The organism is Rothia sp. LK2588 (genome assembly GCF_040946465.1).
Lineage (GTDB): Bacteria > Actinomycetota > Actinomycetes > Actinomycetales > Micrococcaceae > Rothia.
In genome coordinates, this window is sequence record NZ_JAYWLS010000001.1 from 629,654 (window position 1) to 651,687 (window position 22,034).

At 58.4% G+C, this 22,034-nt stretch carries 16 protein-coding genes; 6 read left to right on the top strand and 10 right to left on the bottom strand.

The window, feature by feature from the left end; translation table 11 throughout:
• Positions 1–19 precede the first annotated feature (19 nt).
• The 4 genes from tal to pgl all read left to right on the top strand — a co-directional run bounded on the left by tal (position 20) and on the right by pgl (position 4,526).
• Positions 20–1,129 (top strand): transaldolase, encoded by a 1,110-nt coding sequence (gene tal, locus VVR12_RS02975; RefSeq protein WP_368549625.1) that lies wholly within the window; start codon positions 20–22, stop codon positions 1,127–1,129.
• Positions 1,130–1,256: 127 nt separating this feature from the next.
• Positions 1,257–2,789, top strand: coding sequence for a glucose-6-phosphate dehydrogenase (gene zwf / locus VVR12_RS02980; RefSeq protein ID WP_368549626.1), 1,533 nt, complete (start codon positions 1,257–1,259; stop codon positions 2,787–2,789).
• Positions 2,786–3,769 carry a glucose-6-phosphate dehydrogenase assembly protein OpcA gene (locus tag VVR12_RS02985; protein WP_368549627.1) on the top strand — a complete coding sequence of 328 codons (984 nt, stop codon included), beginning with the start codon at positions 2,786–2,788 and terminating at the stop codon, positions 3,767–3,769. Before zwf ends, VVR12_RS02985 begins: the two co-directional genes overlap by 4 nt.
• Positions 3,762–4,526 carry a 6-phosphogluconolactonase gene (gene pgl, locus VVR12_RS02990; RefSeq protein WP_368549628.1) on the top strand — a complete coding sequence of 255 codons (765 nt, stop codon included), beginning with the start codon at positions 3,762–3,764 and terminating at the stop codon, positions 4,524–4,526. The genes VVR12_RS02985 and pgl overlap by 8 nt, the downstream gene beginning before the upstream one ends.
• 142 nt (positions 4,527–4,668) lie before the next feature.
• Here the strand turns inward: pgl and secG are convergent, their stop codons facing one another.
• From secG to uvrA, 9 genes are all read right to left on the bottom strand, one after another.
• Complete coding sequence (gene secG, locus VVR12_RS02995) at positions 4,669–4,899, bottom strand: preprotein translocase subunit SecG (RefSeq protein WP_409349872.1); 231 nt, start codon at positions 4,897–4,899, stop codon at positions 4,669–4,671.
• 149 nt (positions 4,900–5,048) lie between these two features.
• Entirely contained in the window at positions 5,049–5,828 is a 780-nt protein-coding gene (gene tpiA, locus VVR12_RS03000; protein WP_368549630.1) for a triose-phosphate isomerase, read from the bottom strand.
• Positions 5,829–5,940: 112 nt separating this feature from the next.
• A complete protein-coding gene (locus VVR12_RS03005) occupies positions 5,941–7,164 on the bottom strand; it encodes a phosphoglycerate kinase (RefSeq protein ID WP_409349873.1) in 1,224 nt (407 codons plus the stop codon).
• Between the two features lie 63 nt (positions 7,165–7,227).
• Positions 7,228–8,232 (bottom strand): type I glyceraldehyde-3-phosphate dehydrogenase, encoded by a 1,005-nt coding sequence (gene gap, locus VVR12_RS03010; protein WP_368549941.1) that lies wholly within the window; start codon positions 8,230–8,232, stop codon positions 7,228–7,230.
• 313 nt (positions 8,233–8,545) lie between these two features.
• Positions 8,546–9,517 (bottom strand): DNA-binding protein WhiA, encoded by a 972-nt coding sequence (gene whiA, locus VVR12_RS03015; RefSeq protein WP_368549631.1) that lies wholly within the window; start codon positions 9,515–9,517, stop codon positions 8,546–8,548.
• 66 nt (positions 9,518–9,583) lie between these two features.
• Positions 9,584–10,615, bottom strand: a complete 1,032-nt coding sequence (gene yvcK, locus VVR12_RS03020; protein ID WP_368549632.1) for a uridine diphosphate-N-acetylglucosamine-binding protein YvcK — start codon at positions 10,613–10,615, stop codon at positions 9,584–9,586.
• Positions 10,615–11,514, bottom strand: coding sequence for an RNase adapter RapZ (gene rapZ, locus VVR12_RS03025; protein ID WP_368549633.1), 900 nt, complete (start codon positions 11,512–11,514; stop codon positions 10,615–10,617). Before rapZ ends, yvcK begins: the two co-directional genes overlap by 1 nt.
• A gap of 83 nt (positions 11,515–11,597) precedes the next feature.
• On the bottom strand, positions 11,598–13,670 hold the full coding sequence (uvrC, locus tag VVR12_RS03030) for an excinuclease ABC subunit UvrC (protein WP_368549634.1): 2,073 nt from the start codon (positions 13,668–13,670) through the stop codon (positions 11,598–11,600).
• Positions 13,671–13,700: 30 nt separating this feature from the next.
• Positions 13,701–16,580, bottom strand: coding sequence for an excinuclease ABC subunit UvrA (uvrA, locus tag VVR12_RS03035; RefSeq protein ID WP_368549635.1), 2,880 nt, complete (start codon positions 16,578–16,580; stop codon positions 13,701–13,703).
• 160 nt (positions 16,581–16,740) lie between these two features.
• Between uvrA and VVR12_RS03040 the strand changes: the two genes are divergently transcribed.
• The gene (locus VVR12_RS03040; protein ID WP_368549636.1) at positions 16,741–17,421 is read left to right on the top strand and encodes an MBL fold metallo-hydrolase; all 681 of its coding nucleotides are present in this window, start codon (positions 16,741–16,743) and stop codon (positions 17,419–17,421) included.
• Between the two features lie 103 nt (positions 17,422–17,524).
• Here VVR12_RS03040 and VVR12_RS03045 read toward each other — a convergent pair whose 3' ends face one another.
• Positions 17,525–19,234, bottom strand: a complete 1,710-nt coding sequence (locus tag VVR12_RS03045; RefSeq protein WP_368549637.1) for a formate--tetrahydrofolate ligase — start codon at positions 19,232–19,234, stop codon at positions 17,525–17,527.
• A gap of 136 nt (positions 19,235–19,370) precedes the next feature.
• Here VVR12_RS03045 and VVR12_RS03050 point away from each other — a divergent pair, with 136 nt between their 5' ends.
• Positions 19,371–21,974: a DEAD/DEAH box helicase gene (locus VVR12_RS03050; protein WP_368549638.1), complete on the top strand. Its 2,604-nt coding sequence runs from the start codon at positions 19,371–19,373 to the stop codon at positions 21,972–21,974.
• The last annotated feature ends 60 nt before the right edge of the window (positions 21,975–22,034 follow it).

The following is a 22,034-nucleotide window of genomic DNA, read 5'->3' on the forward strand; positions in this document are numbered from 1 at the left end:
CACAAGTAAAGGATTTCTCATGACTGAAGCAACTCAGAAAATCTCTGACGCGGGTGTCTCGCTCTGGTTCGATGACCTCTCCCGCGAACGCATCACCACCGGTGGCCTGCAGAAGCTGATCGACGAACAAAACGTTGTCGGCATCACCACCAACCCCACGATCTTCGCCGGGGCGCTCTCCAACGGTGAGTCCTACGCCGAACAGGTCAAGGAATTGGCAGGCAATAAGTCCGAACTTGAAGACGCCGTTTTCGAGATCATGACCGATGACGTCCGCAACGCCTGCGACGTTTTCGCGCCGATTTACGACGCCACCCAGGGCAAGGACGGCCGCGTATCCATCGAGGTCGACCCCCGGCTGGCACGCGACGGTGACGCTACCGCCCAGATGGCCAAGAAGCTCGCCGCGCAAGTTGATCGCGACAATGTCATGATCAAGATTCCCGCGACCGAAGAGGGTCTGGCCCCCATCGCCGACACCCTCGCCGAGGGCATCTCGGTCAACGTGACCTTGATCTTCTCGCTGGAGCGCTACCGCGCGGTAATCAACGCCTTCATGCTGGGCTTGGAGAAGGCACTGGAAAACGGCAAAGATCTCTCGAAAATCCACTCGGTGGCCTCGTTCTTTATCTCACGCGTCGACGCAGAGATCGATGCTCGTCTCGACAAGGTGGGTACCGACGAGGCGTTGGCTCTGAAGTCCAAGGCAGGGCTTGCCAACGCTCGCCTGGCCTACCAGGTTTTCGAAGAAGAGTTCTCCACCGAGCGCTGGCAGCGTCTGGCCGCGGCAGGTGCCAACGTGCAGCGTCCGCTGTGGGCATCGACGGGCACTAAAGACCCCTCCCTGCCCGCCGACCTCTACGTGTCTGGCCTGGTAGCTCCGAACACCGTGAACACGGTTCCCGAGAAAACCCTCAACGCTTTCGCCGAACAGGGCAAGGTTTCGGGGAACACCATTTCCGGCACCTACGACGAATCGGAAAAAATCCTCAATGACATCGAGGCACTGGGGATCTCATACAACGAGGTCGTGCAGAAGCTGGAAGACGATGGTCTGCAGAAGTTCGACGCCTCCTGGGATGAGTTGCTAGGCACCGTTCGCACGGCCCTGGCCGATGCCGCTCTCTAAGGCGAACTTGAGGCCTACGGAGACGGTCGACTAACCGTGTATCGTGGTGCTTGAACCCGGTGGCTACCCTCCTGCGGGCGGGTAGCCACTCTTTGTGGAATACCCCACCAGTTTTTAAGGAAGTACTGTGTCGAACAGTCACGACAAGAACCCGTTGCGGGATCCGCGCGACCGGCGTTTGACCCGAGTTGCCGGCCCCAGCTCCCTTGTTTTCTTTGGCGTTACCGGAGACCTTGCACGCAAGAAGCTCCTCCCGGCTACCTATGACCTCGTCAATCGAGGATTGTTGCCGCCCAGCTTCGCACTCGTTGGTTTTGGACGCCGCGATTGGAGTGATGACGACTTCCGCGCCGAGGTGCGCACACACGTCGAGCAACATAGCCGCACAGAATTTCGCGAGGATGTCTGGCAGCAGTTCGCCAAGGGTATCCGATTTGTGCAGGGTGCCTTTGACGAGGATGCCGCCTATAAACGGCTCAAAGAAACCCTCAGCGAGCTCGAGGCTGAACACGGCACCCAGGGTAATCACGCTTTTTACCTGTCTATCCCGCCCAAGGCCTTCGAACAGGTGCTCAAACAACTCTCCGCGCACGGCCTGGCGCAGAGCGAATCTGAGAAAAGCTGGCGTCGCGTAGTCATCGAAAAGCCCTTCGGTCACGACCTCGAATCTGCGCGTGAGCTCAATTCCATCGTCGAGGATGTCTTCCCCGCGGATTCGATTTTCCGTATCGACCATTACCTCGGTAAAGAAACCGTGCAGAACCTGCTGGCTTTGCGTTTTGCCAACCAGATGTTCGAACCGGTGTGGAACGCCAACTACATCGATCACGTCCAAATCACCATGGCCGAGCCCTTTGGCATCGGAACGCGCGCCGGGTACTACGACGGCGTGGGCGCCGCCCGCGACGTCATTCAGAACCACCTGTTGCAGTTGTTGGCCCTCACCGCGATGGAAGAGCCCAACAGTTTCAACGCTGCTGCCCTGCGGGCGGAGAAGGAAAAGGTACTCGCGGCAGTCTCGTTGCCCCAGGATCTCGAAAACGCCTTCGCCTTGGGTCAGTACGAAGGTGGTTATCAGGGTGGTGAAGAGGTCAAAGGCTTCTTCGAGGAAAAAGACATCCCCGCAGATTCGCGGACCGAAACCTTCGCGGCACTTAAAGTCGGTATCAACACGCGCCGCTGGGCCGGCGTACCGTTCTACCTGCGTACGGGTAAACGTTTGGGACGCCGGGTGACGGAGATCGCGCTGGTTTTCAAGAAGTCACCTAATCTCCTGTTCCATCAGACCGAAGAGAACTGCCAGAACGCAATTGTTATCCGGGTGCAGCCCAATGAAGGGATGACCATCCGGTTTGCGTCCAAAGTTCCCGGAACCCAGTCTCAGATTCGAAATGTGAACATGGATTTCGGTTACTCGCATTCGTTTACCGAAGAATCACCTGAGGCCTACGAACGGCTGATTCTGGATGTTTTGTTGGGAGAACCTCCCCTGTTTCCCCGTCACCAGGAGGTCGAGCTCTCCTGGCAGATTCTTGACCCGTTCGAAAAGTATTGGGCCGAGCATAAGATTAAACCTGAGCCCTACGCTCCCGGTTCCTGGGGGCCTGATTCGGCCCACGACATGTTGGCCCGCGATAATCGTGCTTGGAGACGTCCGTGATTCACGAATTGCATAACACCGATACGATCAAGATCGAAAAAGAGATCGCTCGATTGCACGATGCAACGGGGATGATGACCGCCGGTCGCGTGTTGACTCTGATCGTGCTGGCCGAACAAGGCCATTCCGACGCGGCCTTGCAAGCTGCGCAGCGCGCCTCCCACGAACATCCCTGCCGTATTATTCTGCACATCGCCGAAGACGCCTCCGCCGAGGATCGGCTCGATGCAGAAGTGGAGATCGGCGGAGATTCCGGTGCCTCAGAACTGATCGTGTTGCACGGATGGGGCAAGGCTGCCGAGCCCACCGAATCGCTCATTTCGGGTCTGTTATTGCCGGACTCCCCTATTGTGGTCTGGTGGCCGCACACCGTTCCGCAGGATCCTTCACGTACAGACGTGGGTACCATCGCCGCTCGACGGATTACCGATTCCGCCCGTGCAGACGACCCGATGGTCATCCTTTCGCAGCTGGCCAAGAACTACGAAGCCGGTGATACAGACCTCGCTTGGATCCGTCTGACGCTGTGGCGTATTCAGCTGGCAGCCATTTTGGATCAGTTGCCGCAATCGCCGGTGCAACGCGTCGTGGTTTCCGGGTCGTCCAAATCTCCGTCGGTCGTTTTGCTCGGCGCCTGGTTGGGTATGAAACTGGACGCTCAGGTGCATCTTTCCACGACTGCCGCTCAGCGCGGTTTGTACCGGGTGGTTTTGGAACGCGCCGACGGCAACGTGGTGCTCGAGCGCCCGGCCCTGAACATTGCGACCATCTCGAGCCCGGGAATGCCTGACCAACAGATCGCCTTGCCGGTTCGTAGCCTGGCAGAATGCCTGGCGGAGGAGCTCCGTCGTTTGGATCCAGACCTCGTCTACGGTGAAGTACTCACCCAGGGCCTGCAGACCGGACGCATCGTGGTGGATCTCAACGAAGATGAAGAACTTTCCGCGGACAACCAATACACGGAGGTGTTCGATGCCTAAGCCCCGCATTGTCGCTCATAGCAGCGCCGAGAACCTGCGTTCAGAGGGCGCCGCCCGCATTTTTGCGGTGATCGAAGAAACCCTGCAGAGTGACCACGATGTTCATGTCAGCCTCACTGGCGGCACCATGGGCATCGCCGTTCTCGACGAGCTCTCCCGACGAGAAGATCTCCACAACATCGACTTTTCCCGGGTTCATTTCTGGTGGTCGGACGAACGGTTCGTAGCCAGCGGAGATCAAGATCGCAACGCTCAACAGGCTTATGATGCCCTCCTCGGGCAACTGAACGTTCCCGCTGAGAATGTGCACGTGATGGGTTCATCCACTGATTTCGAGAGCGCCGAGGCAGCAGCCGAAAGTTACCGAGAGGAACTGGCGAAACACGCGGTCGATGGCGTCTCACCCGTCTTCGACCTCACTCTCCTGGGTATGGGGCCCGATGGCCACATCGCCTCGCTCTTTCCTCACCGCGATGAGATACTCGCTGAGCAGGACGTCACGCTGGCGGTGCACGACTCCCCCAAGCCTCCGCCGCATCGGGTGACCCTGACGCGTCCGGTGATCAACAAGTCGCAGCGTATTTGGTTCTTGATCTCCGGTGCTGACAAGGCCGAGGCATCCGACCGACTTGTACAAGCCGCGAACTTTGCCGAGGATGAGATGACGTCCGAGATGCTCACTGAGACCCCAGCCGCAGGTGCCCGTGGTCGCCAGGAAACGCTGATTCTGGCAGTCGAGGACGCCCTGAGGGGTTAGTTTACTGAACCCCTCCTTGGGAACATGAATCCTTAGCGGATCAACTCGGTTGCCCAGGTGAGACATCCGCCAAAACTCAGTACAAAAATCCCCGGTTACCTCAGGGCAACCGGGGATTTTTATAAGCATCGGGATGCTTGGTCTATGCGAGAGAGGTCTCGAAACGTAGTACCAAAGCATAGGCAATCACTGAGAGTACCCACAACAGGATGAGGGTCACAGTCAGGCGGATCAGGTTCTTGGAAGCTGAACCTGACGAATTCAGTGAGGTCGTCATACCACCGCCAAACATATCGGAAAGACCGCCGCCCTTTCCGCGGTTCAGCAGAACCAACAAGATCGTGAGGATGCTCGTGATTGCGATGATAACCATGAGGGCGATTTTAAGAATCTCCACGAGAGCCTTTCGGATAGGGTATTAAAGCCCGTGTGGGCACTCAAACACTATACGCCATCTCATGAGACGTGTGTGTGCAAGTGCCCACCGGATTGCGTCAGGCCCTGGCCACAGACCAGTTGACTTTACTTGGAGTCGAACCGAGCGATATTGGCAAACTCGGTGGCGTCCAGGGAGGCACCGCCAACGAGCACGCCATCGACGTCCTCTTCGGCCATGATCTCGGGAGCCGAAGCCGCCTTGACCGAGCCGCCGTAAAGCACACGCACCTTCTCCGCGATCTCATCTGAGTACAGCTTGCCGAGCTCCTGACGAATCGCCGAGGACATCTCTTGAGCGTCCTGAGCGGTGGCTACCTTGCCGGTGCCGATAGCCCAGACGGGTTCGTAGGCAATGACGATGGTTTCGGCCTGCTCTGCGGTGACGCCAGCCAGCGACTCACGAACCTGCTGCAGGGTGAACTCCACGTGCTTGCCCTCTTCGCGGGTCTCCAGGCCCTCGCCCACGCACAGCACAGGAGTCAGGTTGTGACGGTAGGCAGCCTGAATTTTTGCAGCGCAGATTTCATCGGTCTCCTGGTGAATGGTGCGGCGCTCTGAGTGACCCACCAACGCATAGGAGGCGCCCAACTTGGCCAGGAACTCACCGGAGATGTCGCCGGTGTAAGCACCCGAATCCTGATCCGAAAGATCCTGGGCACCGTAGCTGATCTTGAGCTTGTCGCCTTCTACAAGGGTCTGAACCGAACGGATGTCGGTAAACGGCGGGAAGATAACAACCTCAGCTTGCTCGTAGTCGAAGTTGGTGTCATCCAGAGTCCATGCAAGCTTCTGCAAGAGGGTCACAGCCTGAGTGTGATCCATGTTCATCTTCCAGTTGCCAGCGATAAAGGGCTTGCGAGCCATGAAATTTCCTTCTCTCATGCGTGACAGCTGTGGTCACGGTGTTTCTGCTGAGGCGGTTGGGATACAAGAAGGCGGGCCACCCGAGAGGCGACCCGCCAACGTGGGCAGTCGATTATGCTCCTAGAACTTCAAGACCGGGCAGAGTCTTCCCTTCGATGTACTCCAGGGAAGCTCCACCGCCGGTAGAGATGTGACCGAACTGGTCGTCCGAGTAACCGAGCTTGCGCACGGCGGCCGCGGAGTCTCCACCGCCAATGATGGAGAACGCGTCCGAGGCTACGACCGCATCGGCGATCGCCTTGGTTCCCGCCGCGGCGTTTTCGAACTCGAAGACACCCACGGGGCCGTTCCAGAAAATGGTCTTAGCCGACTTGATTTTCTCGGCGAACAGTTCCTGCGACTTGGGTCCAATGTCCAGACCGTTAGCGTCTGCACCGAAGGTTCCACCTTCGATATCTTCGACAGGGCGCACTTCGAAGTTGGCATCGTTCGAGAAATCGTCTGCGACCACGACGTCCACCGCGGTCACGATCTCGGTGCCCTGCTGGGGTGCTTCCTCCAGATAGCGCTTGACGTTATCGATCTGATCCTTCTCGAGTAGCGACTTACCCACCTTGTAACCATTGGCCGCGGCGAAGGTGTAACCCATTCCGCCACCGATGATGATGGTATCTGCCTTACCGATGAGGTTCTCGATCACGGCCAACTTATCGGAGACCTTCGCGCCGCCCATGATCACTACGAACGGACGCTGAGGATCGTTGAGGGTCTTCTTGAGGACGTCGACCTCGGTCTTGACCAGATCACCCAGGTAGGCGGGCAAACGCTCAGCGATGTCGTATACCGAAGCGTGCTTGCGGTGTACAGCACCGAAGGCGTCGTCCACATAGGCACCGTTCTCACCGGTGAGCGCTTTCAGTTCATCGGCGAAGGAACCGCGTTCTGCGTCGTCCTTAGAGGTCTCGCGCGCATCGAAACGCACGTTCTCAACCACCAGAACTTCACCGTTCTGCAAAGCGGCAGCCTTGCGCTGGGCGTCTTCACCGACAACGTCTTCGGCGACGACGACATTGAAATCTGCCAAGTCCGCCAGACGCTGGGCTGCAGGAGCGATTGAGTACTTCGGATCGACCTGACCCTTGGGGCGGCCCAGGTGGGCCGTGACGATGACCTTCGCACCGGCGTTTGCAAGTTTTTGCAGTACCGGCAGGGACGCCTTGACGCGGCCGTCATCGGTCACGGTCGAGCCGTCGAGGGGTACGTTCAGATCCGAGCGAACCAGAACGTGGCGACCCTCAATGCCGGCAGCAATGAGCTCGTCGAGAGATTGTGCCATAATGCCTCATCTCCAATTGATAGATGGAAAGAAATTCTAGAGATACCTAGAGTTTATCCAGACCTAGAGAGCGGCAACAACCTTGTTGGTGAACATGACCAGGCGGGATACGTAACCGTACTCGTTGTCGTACCACGCGATGACCTTCACCTGGTTGCCGATGACCTTGGTCAGCGGAGCGTCGAACACGGTCGAGACCGGCTCGCCCTCAATGTCCTTGGAGACGATCGGGTCTTCGTTGTACTTGATGATGCCCTTGAGTGCGCCCTCAGCTGCTTCCTTCATGGCCGCGTTGACGTCCTCTACGGTGACCTCCTTGGAAGCCTCGAAGGTGAGGTCGGTGATGGAGCCGGTGGGGGTGGGAACGCGAACGGCGAAACCATCCAGCTTGCCCTTGAGCTCGGGCAGAACCAGACCCACGGCAGCTGCTGCACCGGTGGAGGTGGGAACCATGTTCAGGGCAGCGGCGCGGGCGCGGCGCAGATCCTTGTGGGGTGCGTCCTGCAGGCGCTGGTCTGCAGTGTAGGCGTGGATGGTGGTCATGAGACCCTTTTCGATGCCGAACTTGTCGTTGAGCACCTTGGCCATCGGAGCCAGGCAGTTGGTGGTGCAGGATGCGTTCGAAACGATATTCATCGAAGCGGAATCGTACTGGTCGTCGTTGACGCCCATGACGAAGGTGCCGTCGATGTTCTTGCCCGGAGCCGAAAGGATAACCTTCTTGGCGCCAGCTTCGAGATGTGCCTTTGCCTTGGTGCCATCGGTGAACAGACCGGTGGACTCGAGCACGACGTCGACGCCGAGCTCCTTCCAGGGAAGATCTGCGGGGTTGCGCTCACCCAGCACCTTGATTTCCTTGCCGTCTACGGTGAAGCCGTTGTCGGAGACAGTAACTTCGCTGTTGAAACGACCCATGATCGAGTCGTACTTGAGCAGATGAGCCAGGGTGTTCACATCGGTCAGGTCGTTGATAGCAACGATCTCGAAGCCCTCGCCGTGCTCCTGAGCGGCGCGGAAGAAGGTGCGTCCGATGCGGCCAAAACCATTGATTGCTACACGTACAGTCACTGTATTCATTCTCCTTGTAGTGAAAGACTTGGCGTTCGAGCTACGCAGGAGGTCGAAACCTCCTGGCTTGGAGTAACTCTGTTGCCTCTATCTTACGACAAATATGTGAGTTTGGGTGTGATTTTGTGTTTTTTCTTGGTTATTTCTGAGGTTGACGAACGAACCAGGCTCGATTCAAGAATTTTTCTGAGTCGCACATCACCTCAAATCGACTCAGTCGAGTGGTCTGGGTAATAATTCCTCGTTAAGCCCACAAAACCCCACATGCTGAGCTCCGAACATGTGGGGTTATGAACGTTATAGTCGTGACCGCTTAGAAATCGCCTCCGGCACCAGCCTCGGTACCGGGAATACCCATCTCATTGGCGCGCTTGTCTGCCATGGCCAACAGACGGCGAATTCGACCGGCAATCGCGTCTTTGGTCATCGGCGGGTCGGCCAAGCGTCCCAACTCATCGAGGGACGCCTGCCGGTGGGCCACACGCAACTCCCCTGCATAACGCAGATGATCCGGCACATTATCACCGAGAATCTGCAAAGCACGCTCAACTCGTGCACCGGCGGCTACCGCCGCCTGAGCGGATCGACGCAAATTGGCATCATCGAAGTTAGCCAGTCTGTTCGCGGTGGCGCGCACTTCCTTCCGCGCACGCCGCTCACGCCAGCTTCCCAACGTATCGGACGCCCCCATGCGTTCCAGCAACATCGCGATCGTCTCTCCGTCGCGAACCACCACGCGGTCGACCCCACGTACCTCACGGGCTTTGGCGATGACGTCCAGACGTCGTGCGGCGCCCACCAAGGCGAGGGCTGCCTCGGGCCCAGGGCAGGTAAATTCCAGTGCAGAGGAACGGCCCGGTTCCGTCAACGAACCGTGAGCGAGAAAGGCACCACGCATCACCGCTTCAGCATCCGCGCGCGAACCGTTGACCACGGCCGGCGGCAATCCTCGCACCGGACGTCCGCGGCCGTCTAACAGACCGGTCTGCCGAGCCAGGGCCTCGCCACCGCGCTCGACGCGCACGATGTAACGCCCGCCGCGCCGCAGTCCGCCACCGGTGACAGACGTAATGTTCGAGTCGTGCCCGTACATCTCGGCGATGTTGTACTGCAAACGACGAGCGGTCGATTCGAGGTCAACCTCTGATTCGATAACAATGCGCCCCGACACCAAGTGCAATCCACTGGTAAAGCGCAGAATCGTAGCAACCTCAGCCTTACGGACCGACGACAATGTCGACTCGTAGCGAGCAAGCTCTTCCTTGACAGAAGCCGTCAGGGCCATACCGGAGTTCCTCCAAAAGTTTGATGGTAAAGATGCGTAGCGACTATCTCTAGTGTGGTGTATCCGCTAGCCAAAGCGAAATACCGTTTCGTACGCCGCACCCAATTTCAGTGGATCGTGGACGTTTTCGTTCTCACTATTGCGCACCTGAACCCAGGTCACCTGGGCGCCCATGCGACGGGCCGTTTCCTCAAGAGCCTCGCAACGTCCCATACCTGCGGGGTCGGCGATGACTGCGTTAAGCCTAAAATCAGGTGCGTACTTGCGCAAAATCTCGAGATGGTCTGAGGCGCTGAGCCCGCGCGTTTCCCGATCTTCCAGTTCCAGATTCATCACCACGCATATTTTCGCCGTGGTGGTAAGCAACGCGTCTCGGATCCCCGGCAAAAGCAGGTGTGGCAGAACTGAGGTGTACCACGACCCCGGACCGAGGATCACCCAATCAGCCTCCAGGATAGACTCCACTGCTTCGGGGGTCGCAGGGGCGTCTTCAGGGGTGATCCGAACATTGTCTACACGATAGGCTTTGGCCAGATTAGCCTGGCCCACCACATGCTCCACGTTGTGATCTTCGGGATCCGCTGATGTCTGGGCATCACCTTCGATGACCAGGGGAACGCAGGACATTGGTAACACCCGACCCCGAGCGTTAAGCAGAGCACCCGCCCAATCCAAGCCAGCTACCGTATCTCCCAGTAATTGCCACAGTGAAACGATTAGCAGGTTTCCCAGCGCATGGTTGTCTAAGGCCATCGATGACTCAGGGCGCGTTGACTCGAAACGATGCTGCATGACGTCTCGCCAGGTGCGCCCCCAGTCGGTATCGTCGCACAACGCTGAGAGCGCCATACGCAGGTCACCGGGAGGCACCACTCCGAAATCATTGCGTAAACGACCTGAGGAACCGCCATCGTCGGCCACCGTGACCACGGCGGTGAGATCTGTGGTGACATGGCGTAGAGCGGACAACGATCCGTAGAGGCCGTGGCCACCACCGAGAGCCACGACCTTGGGAGGGGCCTCTTGTGCGCGCAGATGCGTGCTTGATCGGAGGGCTTCAATGATATTGAGCGCCGTACTGGGAGATTGTGCAGCCATTATTCACGCCCCATGTCGCGGTGCTGAACATTGATGTGCACGTCGGGAAATTCTCCCAACCGGCGAGCAATTTCTTCGGTCATCGCCACAGAACGGTGCTTTCCACCGGTGCATCCAATCGCGATGGTGGCGTAATGCTTACCCTCGTTACGGTAACCGTGAATGACCGGGGTCAGGGCTTTGACGAAGTTGTCGACGAATTCACCCGTACCGGGATTGTTGAAAACGTAATCCCGTACCGGTTTGTCCTTGCCTGTAAAGGGTCGTAGCTCAGGAATCCAGTGGGGGTTGGGAATGAAACGCATATCGGCCATGTAGTTAGCGTCGGTGGGGGCACCGTACTTGAATCCGAAACTCATCACCGTGATGTTGAGCAGCTTTGGCCCGCTGGAGGAGTACATCTCACGGACGGTGCGGGTCAGCTGATGCACGTTCATCCCCGAGGTATCGATCACGGAGTCAGCCGCATGCTTGAGGCCTGCAAAGAGTTCCCGCTCACGTTCAATGCCATCGACGACCCGGCCGCTCCCCTGCAACGGATGCGGACGCCGCTGGGCTTCATAGCGGGCGATGATGTCTTTATCTTTGGCGTCGAGGAAGAGCATGGAGAACTCGACATCAGACTTGCGCAAGGTGTCGATCGCTGCGGGAAGATCGTTGAAAAGCGCCTGCGAACGGATGTCGATACCCACGGCAAGTTTGGGCATGGATTCCGGCGCGCGGGTCACGAGATCAGCCAAAGCCTCCAGCATCTGCGGGGGAATGTTATCAACGACGTACCAGCCCTCGTCTTCCAAGGTATTGGCCGCGGTGCTTCTGCCCGCGCCAGAGATACCCGTGACGACCAAGATCTCGGGTTTTTTCTGCTTTACCGGTTCCAAGTGCTGTGCATCGCTCACGGTCTGCCCCTTCTTTGCCGTTAGTAAACCTGCAAATCTAGGGTAGCGCGCCGTGAGCGGTCTGCGCTATTCGTCACACTGGGTTACGTAGTCGAGGCTTCTTCCAGGAGTTCGCCCGTGACCGGGTTGAACCCGCCTTCGGGAATCTCGCTGGTCTCCCCCGTCCCGTCTAATTCGAGATGCCCGGCACTAGGATCTTGCTGGTGAACGAAGTGTTCGGCGATCTTCTCCGCCATTGCAGGGCCGATGCCGTTGACTTCTTTCAGTTCCTCCGGGCTCGCCTGAGCCAGCACCTTCAAAGAACCGAAGTGTTTGATGAGGGCTTCGCGTTTGGAGGGGCCCAACCCAGCAATACCGTCGAGGGCAGACTTGACCATTGCCTTACCGCGCTTGGTGCGGTGGAAGGTAATGGCAAAGCGGTGCGCCTCATCGCGGATACGTTGTACGAGAAACAACGCGTCAGAGGTTCTCGGGAGGATAATCGGGAAGTCATCTTCGGGTAACCAGATTTCTTCTAAACGCTTGGCGATACCGGCCACGTGGACGTCGGTGATACCGAGGTCTGCCAGCGCGGTTGAGGCCGCGTTGACCTGGGGCTGCCCACCGTCAACTAAGACGAGGTTAGGCGGGTAGGCGAACTTTGTCGGTTCTTTCTCGGTCGCCGAGGTGGCATCGACTTCACCGCTGCGCGGCTGATGCTCAGAACGTTGTTGCTGGTCTGCGAGGTGTCGGCGGAAGCGGCGATAGATGACGTCGTACATGCTGGAGGTATCGTCGCGCGCGGCGTCTCCGGTGATGGAGAACTTTCGGTAATCGCTCTTTTTGGGTAAGCCATCCTCGAAGACGACCATCGAAGCCACCACGTTAGTGCCCTGCACATGCGAGATGTCGTAGCACTCGATCCGCAGGAGCGGATCCTCGATGTCCAGGGCCTCCTGGAGCTCCACCAGGGAGGCCGAACGAGTCGTCAGATCGCCGGCGCGTCGAGACTTATGGAGCGTGAGTGATTGTTTGGCGTTTTCGTGGACCGTCTGCATAAGGGCGGCCTTCTCACCGCGTTGGGCTACCGCAATCGAAACTTTGGAACCGCGTATGCCTGAGAGCCACTCTTCAATTTCTCGGTGGTTTTCGGGCAAGGTAGGCACGATGATGCTACGTGGGATGTCATGCTGGCTCTGTTCGCGCTGTTCCGCGGCAGACCCGGCACCGGCGGTGGCAGCGACTTCACCGTAGACCTGAAGCAACAGCTGTTCCACCAGGCCTTCGTCGGCGGTGTCTTCGACTTTTTCGACGATCCAACCGCGCTGACCACGGATTCGGCCACCGCGCACGAAGAATACCTGGACAGCGGTCTCGAGTTCGTCCGCCTCAAAAGCGAAAAGATCGGCGTCCACCGACTCGGAGAGCACCACCGCGTTGCGCTCAAAGGCCTTCTGCAACGCCCCAATATCGTCGCGGAGGACCGCGGCCTTCTCGAAGTCGAAGTTCGCCGCGGCGTCCTTCATCTGCTGCGTGAGCTCGGCGATGAACTTCTCGGCGCCCCCACCCATGAACCGGCAAAGGTCTTCGGCCAGTTGCATGTGGTCTTCCCGCGAGATGTTGCCCACGCACGGCGCCGAACACTTGTCGATGTAACCCAATAAGCACGGTCGACCCGACCGCTCGGCGCGGTTGAAGATACCCGCTGAACACGTGCGAACAGGGAATACCCGCAACAGGGCGTCCAACGTCTCGCGGATAGCCCAGGCCTGAGAATACGGCCCGAAGTAACGTACGCCTTTCTTCTTCTCGCCGCGCATCACTTGGGCGCGCGGGAACCTGTCTTTGAGAGAGACCGCTAGATAGGGGTACGACTTATCGTCGCGGAACATGATGTTGAACCGCGGCTTGTACTCCTTGATCCAGGTGTACTCCAGCTGGAGCGATTCCAGCTCGCTGGCGACCACGGTCCACTCCACCGAGGCGGCAGTGTGCACCATAGCGTATGTCTTCGGTGCCAGCGCGTGCACATTCTGGAAATAGGAATTCAGACGGTTGCGCAGGTTTTTCGCTTTACCCACATAGATGACCCGACCGTACTCGTCGCGGAATCGGTAGACCCCGGGCACGGTAGGGATCTGCCCGGAGGCCGGACGGTAGCTCGCCGGATCAGCCACGTCGATCAACCTTTCGTCAGAGGTATGGGTTTAACCCAGTATTTCTTGGAGGAATGTACCGGTATGCGATTCTGCCACGGTGGCCACCTGCTCGGGGGTACCCTCTGCCAAGAGTGTTCCGCCGCCGTCGCCACCCTCCGGGCCCATGTCGATAATCCAGTCGGCCGACTTGATGACGTCCAGGTTGTGCTCGATGGTAACCACGGTATTGCCCTTATCTACCAGACCCTGCAAAACCTTCAACAGCTTGCGGATATCTTCGAAGTGCAAACCGGTGGTCGGTTCATCCAGAACATAAATCGAACGACCGTTGGAACGCTTCTGCAACTCCGAGGCGAGCTTAACGCGTTGCGCCTCACCACCGGAGAGGGTGGTCGCCGGCTGGCCTAAACGGATGTACCCGAGTCCGACGTCCACCAGGGTATTGAGGTGGCGAGCAATGGGGGTGAAAGCGGCGAAGAACTCGGCTGCCTCCTCCACGGGCATCTCGAGTACCTCGGCGATGGACTTGCCTTTGTACTTCACCTCGAGAGTCTCGCGGTTGTACCGCTTGCCGTGGCAGGTTTCGCAGGGCACGTAGACATCGGGTAGGAAGTTCATCTCGATCTTCAGGGTGCCGTCTCCGGAGCAATCCTCGCAGCGGCCGCCCTTGACGTTGAAGCTGAAGCGGCCCGGTTGGTATCCGCGCATTTTTGCTTCGTTGGTCTCGGCGAACAACTTACGAATGTTGTCGAAGACCCCGGTGTAGGTCGCGGGGTTCGACCTCGGGGTGCGACCGATCGGTGACTGATCAACGTGAATGATCTTGTCGAGTTGATCGAGACCCTCGATGGTCTTATGTCGGCCGGGCACCTGTTTAGCGCCGTTGAGTTTATTGGCCAGCGCCGTATAGAGGATCTCGTTCACCAGGGTCGACTTACCCGAGCCCGAGACACCGGTGACGGCGGTCAGCACACCCAGGGGGAACGAAACGCTGATGTTCTTCAGGTTGTTCTCTTTGGCGCCGACTACCTTAACCATGCGCTTCTTATCGATCGGGCGGCGGGACTGGGGAACCTCAATGGTCCGTCGGCCGGCCATGTAGTCGCCGGTGATAGATTTCTTGTTCTTCAGCAGCTCTTTATAGGTACCCGAATGGACGACCTCGCCGCCGTGCTCTCCCGCGCCGGGGCCGACGTCCACGATCCAATCGGCCTCCTTCATGGTGTCTTCATCGTGCTCGACGACGATGAGCGTATTGCCCATGTCGCGGAGCTTCGTGAGGGTCTCGATCAGACGGCGGTTATCGCGCTGGTGCAGACCGATGGAGGGCTCGTCGAGCACGTACAACACACCCACCAGGCCAGAACCGATCTGGGTCGCCAGGCGGATACGCTGCGCCTCACCACCGGAGAGGGTGGCCGCGGGGCGAGAGAGCGTGAGGTAGTCGAGACCGACGTCCAACAGGAACTGCAGTCGCGCGTCGATTTCCCGCAACACGGCCTCGGCGATCTGCATCTCACGGGGATCCAGCTCAAGACTCTGCATGAACTTCAGCGATTCGCGTATGGGCATGTCGGTCACTTCGGCAATGGACGCGCCACCCACCTTGACAGCGAGAATGGTGGGGTTCAGGCGCGCGCCGCCACAGGCCGAGCACGCCACGTTACGCATGTACTGCTCGTAACGATCTCTCGACCACTCCGACTCGGTTTCTTCGTGCTTGCGTTTGATATAGGCGAAGACGCCCTCGAACCCCGAGGTGTAGCGACGTTCTCGGCCGAATCGGTTGCGATAAGAAACAGTGACCTTGAAGTCTTTGCCGTGCAAAACCGCCTTCTTCGCCTTGGCGGGCAGTTTCTTCCACGGAGTATTCAGGTCGAAGCCGACCTCTTTAGCGAGACCGTCGAGCAACCGAAGCCAGTATTCGGTGGTGGCCTTGCCCTGAGACCAGGGTGCAATCGCGCCCTCACCGAGGGAGAGGTCGTCGTTGGGAATCACCAGTTCTTCATCGACCTGCAGCTTTGAACCGATACCGTCACACTCCGGGCACGCGCCAAAGGGAGAATTGAAAGAGAAAGCTCGCGGTTCGATCTCATCGGTTTGCAGGGGATGATTGTTGGGGCAGGCGAGGTTCTCACTAAAGCTACGCGTGCGCTCGGGGGAATCCTCGGGCTCATCCACGAAGTCGACCATCACTACCCCACCGGCGAGATTTAACGCGGTCTCAATGGAATCGGTCAGACGCTGTTGCACGGAATCTTTGATCACAATGCGGTCGACGACCACCTCGATCGTGTGCTTATACTGCTTCGCCAACTTCGGGGCATCGGCTAGTTGAATCTGTTCACCATCGACCCGTGCACGCGAGAATCCCTGCGTGGTGAGGTCCTTGAAAAGATCGACGAACTCACCCTTGCGGGCCTGAACTACCGGCGCAAGAATCTGCAACCGGGTCCGTTCGGGCAAATCCATCAGCTGATCGACGATCTGCTGAGGCGTCTGCTTGGAAATTTCTTCACCGCAGACCGGGCAGTGTGGCCGGCCCACACGCGCCCACAGCAAGCGCATGTAATCGTAGATTTCGGTGATGGTGCCAACGGTGGAGCGAGGATTCTTCGATGTAGATTTCTGGTCGATGGAGACCGCCGGTGAGAGCCCCTCGATGAAGTCGACGTCGGGCTTATCTACCTGCCCCAAGAACATGCGGGCATAGGACGAGAGAGATTCGACATAGCGACGCTGCCCCTCGGCAAAGATGGTGTCGAAGGCCAGCGAAGACTTACCGGAACCAGAAAGACCGGTGAAGACGACCATGGCATCGCGCGGGATCGTCAAATCGATATTTTTGAGGTTATTCTCGCGGGCGCCCTGGACATGGATATGGGTGAGGTCGCGGGTGCCTGTGGCGGTTTTGCTCTGGGCCATCATGATCCTTCGTTGGGTTGCCGCTGGCGTGGCCCCGTACTATACCGGGGCGCTTCGAATACATATTCTAAGTCGAGTTGGCGGTTTTGTGCAGGTGGGTTGGCTGTGAGCGCAATACTGGCCTGCTCTTTTCGTGGCCGACGGGAGTTTGTAGAATTTGGGCATGAGTGAGATTCAGAATACAGTCTGGCTGAACAACGAAGCTCTGACGGTGCGTTCCATCTCCGTATCGGATATGGCCAATAACGTGTATGTGCTGACGTCGAAGGTGACGGGTCAGCAGGTAGTGATCGACGCCGCGGACGACTTCCCCACGATCGAGCGCTTCGCGAAAGAGGCCGCGCGCCAAGACTACGCAGGAGCCGGTGAGGCACTGGGCGTGATGTATGTGCTCACCACCCACGGGCACTGGGATCATATTCGCGCACTGCCCCAGGCTGCCGAGGAATTCGATGCGAAGACCTATGCGGGCCAGGCAGATATCCCAGCCATTCAATCGCAAGAAAATTTCACGGTGCAGGAAGCTCTGCTCGGCGGAGAGACCCTCTCGTTCGACGGGTACCGGCTCGATACCATCTCCCTCGTGGGCCACACCCCCGGATCGATTGCATTCGTTCTCCGCACTCAGGATAAGACGATCCTCTTTACCGGAGATTCGCTCTTCCCCGGCGGAGTGGGTAAGACAAATTCCGATGCAGACTTCCGCTCCCTCTTCCACGACGTGAAGTCGAAGCTCTTTGGAGAGTTTGACGACGACGCACTCGTTTTGCCCGGCCACGGTGACTCTACGACGCTCGGTGCGGAACGTGGCTCGCTGGACGAGTGGGAGGCCCGCGGCTGGTAGCTGAACCCGGCGTCCTGCCGGTCGCGAAGTCCTGTTAACGGTTCGAGGTCCTACCAAAGTTGGTAGGACCTCGAAGCGTTTCTAGGACTTGGCGGAGTCGGGTTTAGGAGAGACCGATCATCGTACCGTTCTCATCAAAACCGATGCGCTCTGCCGCCGGGGACTTCGCCAGGCCGGGCATGGTGCGCATGGTGCCGCAGATCGCGTACACGTAACCGGCACCTGCGGCCAGACGCACCTCGCGGACGGGCAACGTCCATCCGGTGGGGGCACCCTTGAGGCTGGGGTCCGACGAAATGGACAGGTGGGTCTTAGCGATCACGACGGGAAGGTGACCGTATCCGAGCTCTTCGAAGCGCTTGAGTTGCTTCTTGGCCACGGGTGCGATCTCGATGCCGTCGGCACCGTAAACCTGGGTGGCAACCTTCTCTAGCTTGGTCTCGATGGAGTCGTCGTCGGCGTAGGTGTAGTTGAGCTCGCTGTGATCGTCGCAGGCCTCAGCGACGGCGTCGGCAAGCTCGGTGACGCCCTTACCCCCCTCGGCCACACCACGGTGGATAGCAACACGGGCACCGGCGGCCTCGGCGATCTCGCGGATCTTCTCGTGCTCGGAGTCGAAGTCGGTGGGGAACGCGTTGATCGCAACGACCGGCTGAACACCGAAGTTGCGAACGATCTCGATGTGCTTCTTCAGGTTCGCTGCGCCGGCCTCGACGTCCGCGGGCGATTCCTTGAGCATGTCCTCGGGCAGGGGCTTACCGGGGGTGATCTTGTAGAGGCCCGAGTGTGACTTCAGCGAACGCACGGTTACCACCAGCACAGCGGCGTCCGGCTTCAGGCCCGAGACGCGGCACTTGACGTTGAAGAAGCGCTCTGCACCCATATCGGCGCCGAATCCCGCTTCGGTGATGACGTAGTCGGCGTGTTCCAGGCCCACGTAATCGGCCACGATGGAGGAGTTGCCGGTGGCAATGTTGCCGAAGGGGCCGGCGTGGATGAGGGCCGGGGTGTGCTCGAGGGTCTGCAGCAGGTTGGGGTTGATCGCGTCGGCGAGGATCACGGCGAGGGATCCGTCTGCCTTGAGGTCCTTGGCGGTGACCGGGTCGCCGGAGGTGTTGTACCCGATGACGACCTTGCCGAGGCGCTCACGGAGGTCATCGAAGCTCGTGGAGAGGGAGAGGATGACCATGATTTCGCTGGCGGAGGTGATGTCGAATCCGGTTTCTCGGGTGACTCCATCCATGCGTTCGCCCAGGCCTACCACGATGTTGCGTAGCGAGCGGTCGTTGACGTCGAGGACGCGGCGCCACGAGATATTGCGGACGTCGATGTCGAGTTCGTTGCCGTGATGCAGGTGGTTATCGATCATCGCAGCGAGCAGGTTGTGGGCTGCGGTGACGGCGTGGAAGTCGCCGGTGAGGTGGAGATTGAGTTTCTCCATGGGCACGATCTGGGAGTACCCGCCACCGGCCGCGCCGCCCTTAATGCCGAAGGTGGGGCCCATGGAGGGCTGGCGAAGGGTGAGCATCGCTTTGCGGCCGGTCTGCGCCATGCCCTGAGCCAGCGAAACGGACGTTGCGGTCTTTCCCTCACCCAGAGGGGTGGGGGTCACTGCGGTCACGACGATGTACTTGGCGCCCTTTTTCAAAGCGGTTTCGGCGTTGGTGGTTTCGTCGAGGAGTACCTTGGAAACGTATTTACCGTAGGGTTCGAGGCGGTCCTCGTTGATCCCACTAGCCTTCGCGATGTCGGCGATGGGCTCGAGTTTCGCGTTCTGGGCGATTTCGAGATCTGAGGGGAATGGCTTGGCCATGTTGTTGACTCCTTTGTCAGTGGTTTGATGCCTTTACTAGTCTATGCCCACGTGGTGCGGGTTACATAGTCAGTCGGTGGTGAGATAACCCAGCAACGGATTATGTGGTTTTACCGTTGAGTAGACTGGGTGCATTATGAAGAACATTCTCGAGTACCTCGATCCTAGGCTTGCAGATTCCGACCGGCAGTATTTTAGGGGTGATTTCGCGTCGAACCCACTGACGGGTGAGGAGGTCTATGAGGCCTTCGTGCAGTGGATTGCTTCCCGAGATATGGAGCTGTACCCGGCTCAGGATGAGGCGGTGCTGGAGATCGCAACCGGTTCCAACGTCATCTTGGCGACTCCGACGGGGTCGGGTAAGTCGACGGTGGCGGTGGCGGCTCACTTTACGGCGTTGGCTACTGGGCAGCGTAGTTATTACACGGCGCCGATCAAGGCGTTGGTGAGTGAGAAGTTCTTTGATTTAGTGGGGATTTTCGGTGCCGAGAATGTGGGGATGGTGACCGGTGATTCCTCGATCAACGCCGGGGCCCCCATTGTGTGTTGCACGGCGGAGATTCTGGCCAATGTGGTGTTGCGGGAAGGGCCCGGCGCCGACCTGTGCCAGGTCATCATGGATGAGTTCCATTTCTATTCGGACCCGCAACGCGGATGGGCGTGGCAGGTTCCGTTGTTGGATCTCCCCCAGGCTCAGTTCTTGTTGATGTCTGCAACCTTAGGCGATACGAGCCGTTTTGAGCGTGAGTTGACGGAGCTGACGGGGCGGGCCACGACTTTGGTGACCAGTAGCGAGCGCCCGATTCCGCTTCATTTTTATTACAGCCAGGAGCCTTTGCAGGAGACGGTGCAAGAGTTGGTGGATACTCGCCAGACTCCGGTGTATTTGGTGCATTTTTCGCAGTTGCAGGCTATTGATTCGGCGAGCGCGTTGATGAGCGTGAATATTGCGTCGAAGGATGAGAAGCAGCGGATTGCCGAGTTGTTGGCTGATTTTCGGTTTTCGGCTGGGTTTGGTAAGACGTTGCAGCGTTTGGTGAAGAACGGTGTGGGTGTGCATCATGCGGGGATGTTGCCGAAGTATCGCCGTTTGGTGGAGCAGTTGGCTCAGGCGGGGTTGTTGAAGGTGATTTGTGGTACGGATACGTTGGGCGTGGGTATTAATGTGCCGATTCGTACTGTGGTGATTACTGCGTTGTCGAAGTTTGATGGGCAGCGTACGCGGCGGTTGAAGGCGCGTGAGTTTCATCAGATTGCTGGACGTGCGGGTCGGGCTGGTTTTGATACGGCGGGGACTGTGGTGGTGCAGGCGCCGGAGCATGATATTGAGAATGCTCGTTTGGAGGCGAAGGCTCGGGAGAAGTTCGCCGGTGATGAGAAGAAGATGGCCCAGTCGCTGCGGGGCAAGAAGAAGAAGCCTCCGCAGGGTTTTGTGGCGTGGTCGGAGAAGACTTTTGAGCAGTTGGTGGCGGCGTTTCCGGAGCCGTTGGTGTCTTCGTTCGATGTGACGCATTCGATGTTGTTGAATATTGTGCAGCGGGAGCAGGATCCGTTTGCTGTGGTGAAGCATTTGTTGGTGGCTAATTATGAGCCTCCGGTGCGGCAGCGTGCGTTGATGCGTAAGGCGTTGGGGATTTATCGGGAGTTGTTGGCTGCCGGTGTGGTGGAGCGCTTGGATGAGCCGGATGAGTTTGGGCGTCGTGTGCGGTTGACGGTTGAGTTGCAGGAGAATTTTGCGTTGAATCAGCCGTTGTCTCCTTTTGCTTTGGCTGCTCTGTCTCTGTTGGATGCGGAGTCGGAGTCGTATGCCTTGGATGTTGTCTCGGTAATGGAGGCGACGTTGGAGGATCCGCGTCAGGTGCTGAATATGCAGGAGAAGAAGGTGAAGTCTGAGGCCCTGGCTGAGATGAAGGCTGAGGGGTTGGAGTATAACGAGCGGATGAATGAGCTCGATCAGATTTCTTATCCGAAGCCGTTGGCTGAGATGTTGGAGTCGGCGTTTGAGACGTATTCTTCGTCGGCGGCGTGGATGCGTGAGTTTGAGTTGGCGCCGAAGTCGGTGGTGCGGGATATGTATGAGCGCGCGATGGATTTCGGTTCGTATGTTCAGTTCTATTCGTTGGATCGTTCGGAGGGTATTCTTTTGCGTTACCTTTCGGATGCTTATAAGGCGTTGCGTCAGACGGTGCCGGTTTCGGCGTCTACTGATGAGTTGGTGGACATTATTGAGTGGTTGGGTGAGGTGATTCGTCAGACTGATTCGTCTTTGGTGGATGAGTGGGAGAAGATGCTCGCCGGTGATGCTTCTGATGTGCCGCAGCGGGAGTCGTTGGAGGATGTGGTTGCTGATCAGGCTCCGGCGGTGACCGATAATCCGCGTGCTTTTAAGGTGATGGTGCGTAATGCGATGTTCTACCGGGTGGAGTTGTTTGCTCGGGAGAAGGAGCGGGCCTTGGGCGAGTTGGATGGTGAGTCGGGCTGGGGTGAGGATCGCTGGGCTGATGCGCTGGATGATTATTTCGCCGATTATGATGACATTTTCACGGATGCGGCTGCGCGTTCGCCGCAGCTGGTGACGATCGATGATGATACTGCCGCGCATCCTGGTGTGTGGCGGGTGCGTCAGGTGTTGTCTGACCCGGAGGATAACCATGATTGGGCGATGACGGCGGAGGTTGATTTGGCTGCCTCGGATGCCGCTGGTTCCGCTGTGGTGCGGATGGTGAATGTGGGTAAGTAGCCGGCGCCCCGTCGAGACCACTGGAAATATAACAAAATACTGTTAGCGCACTGATCGTCA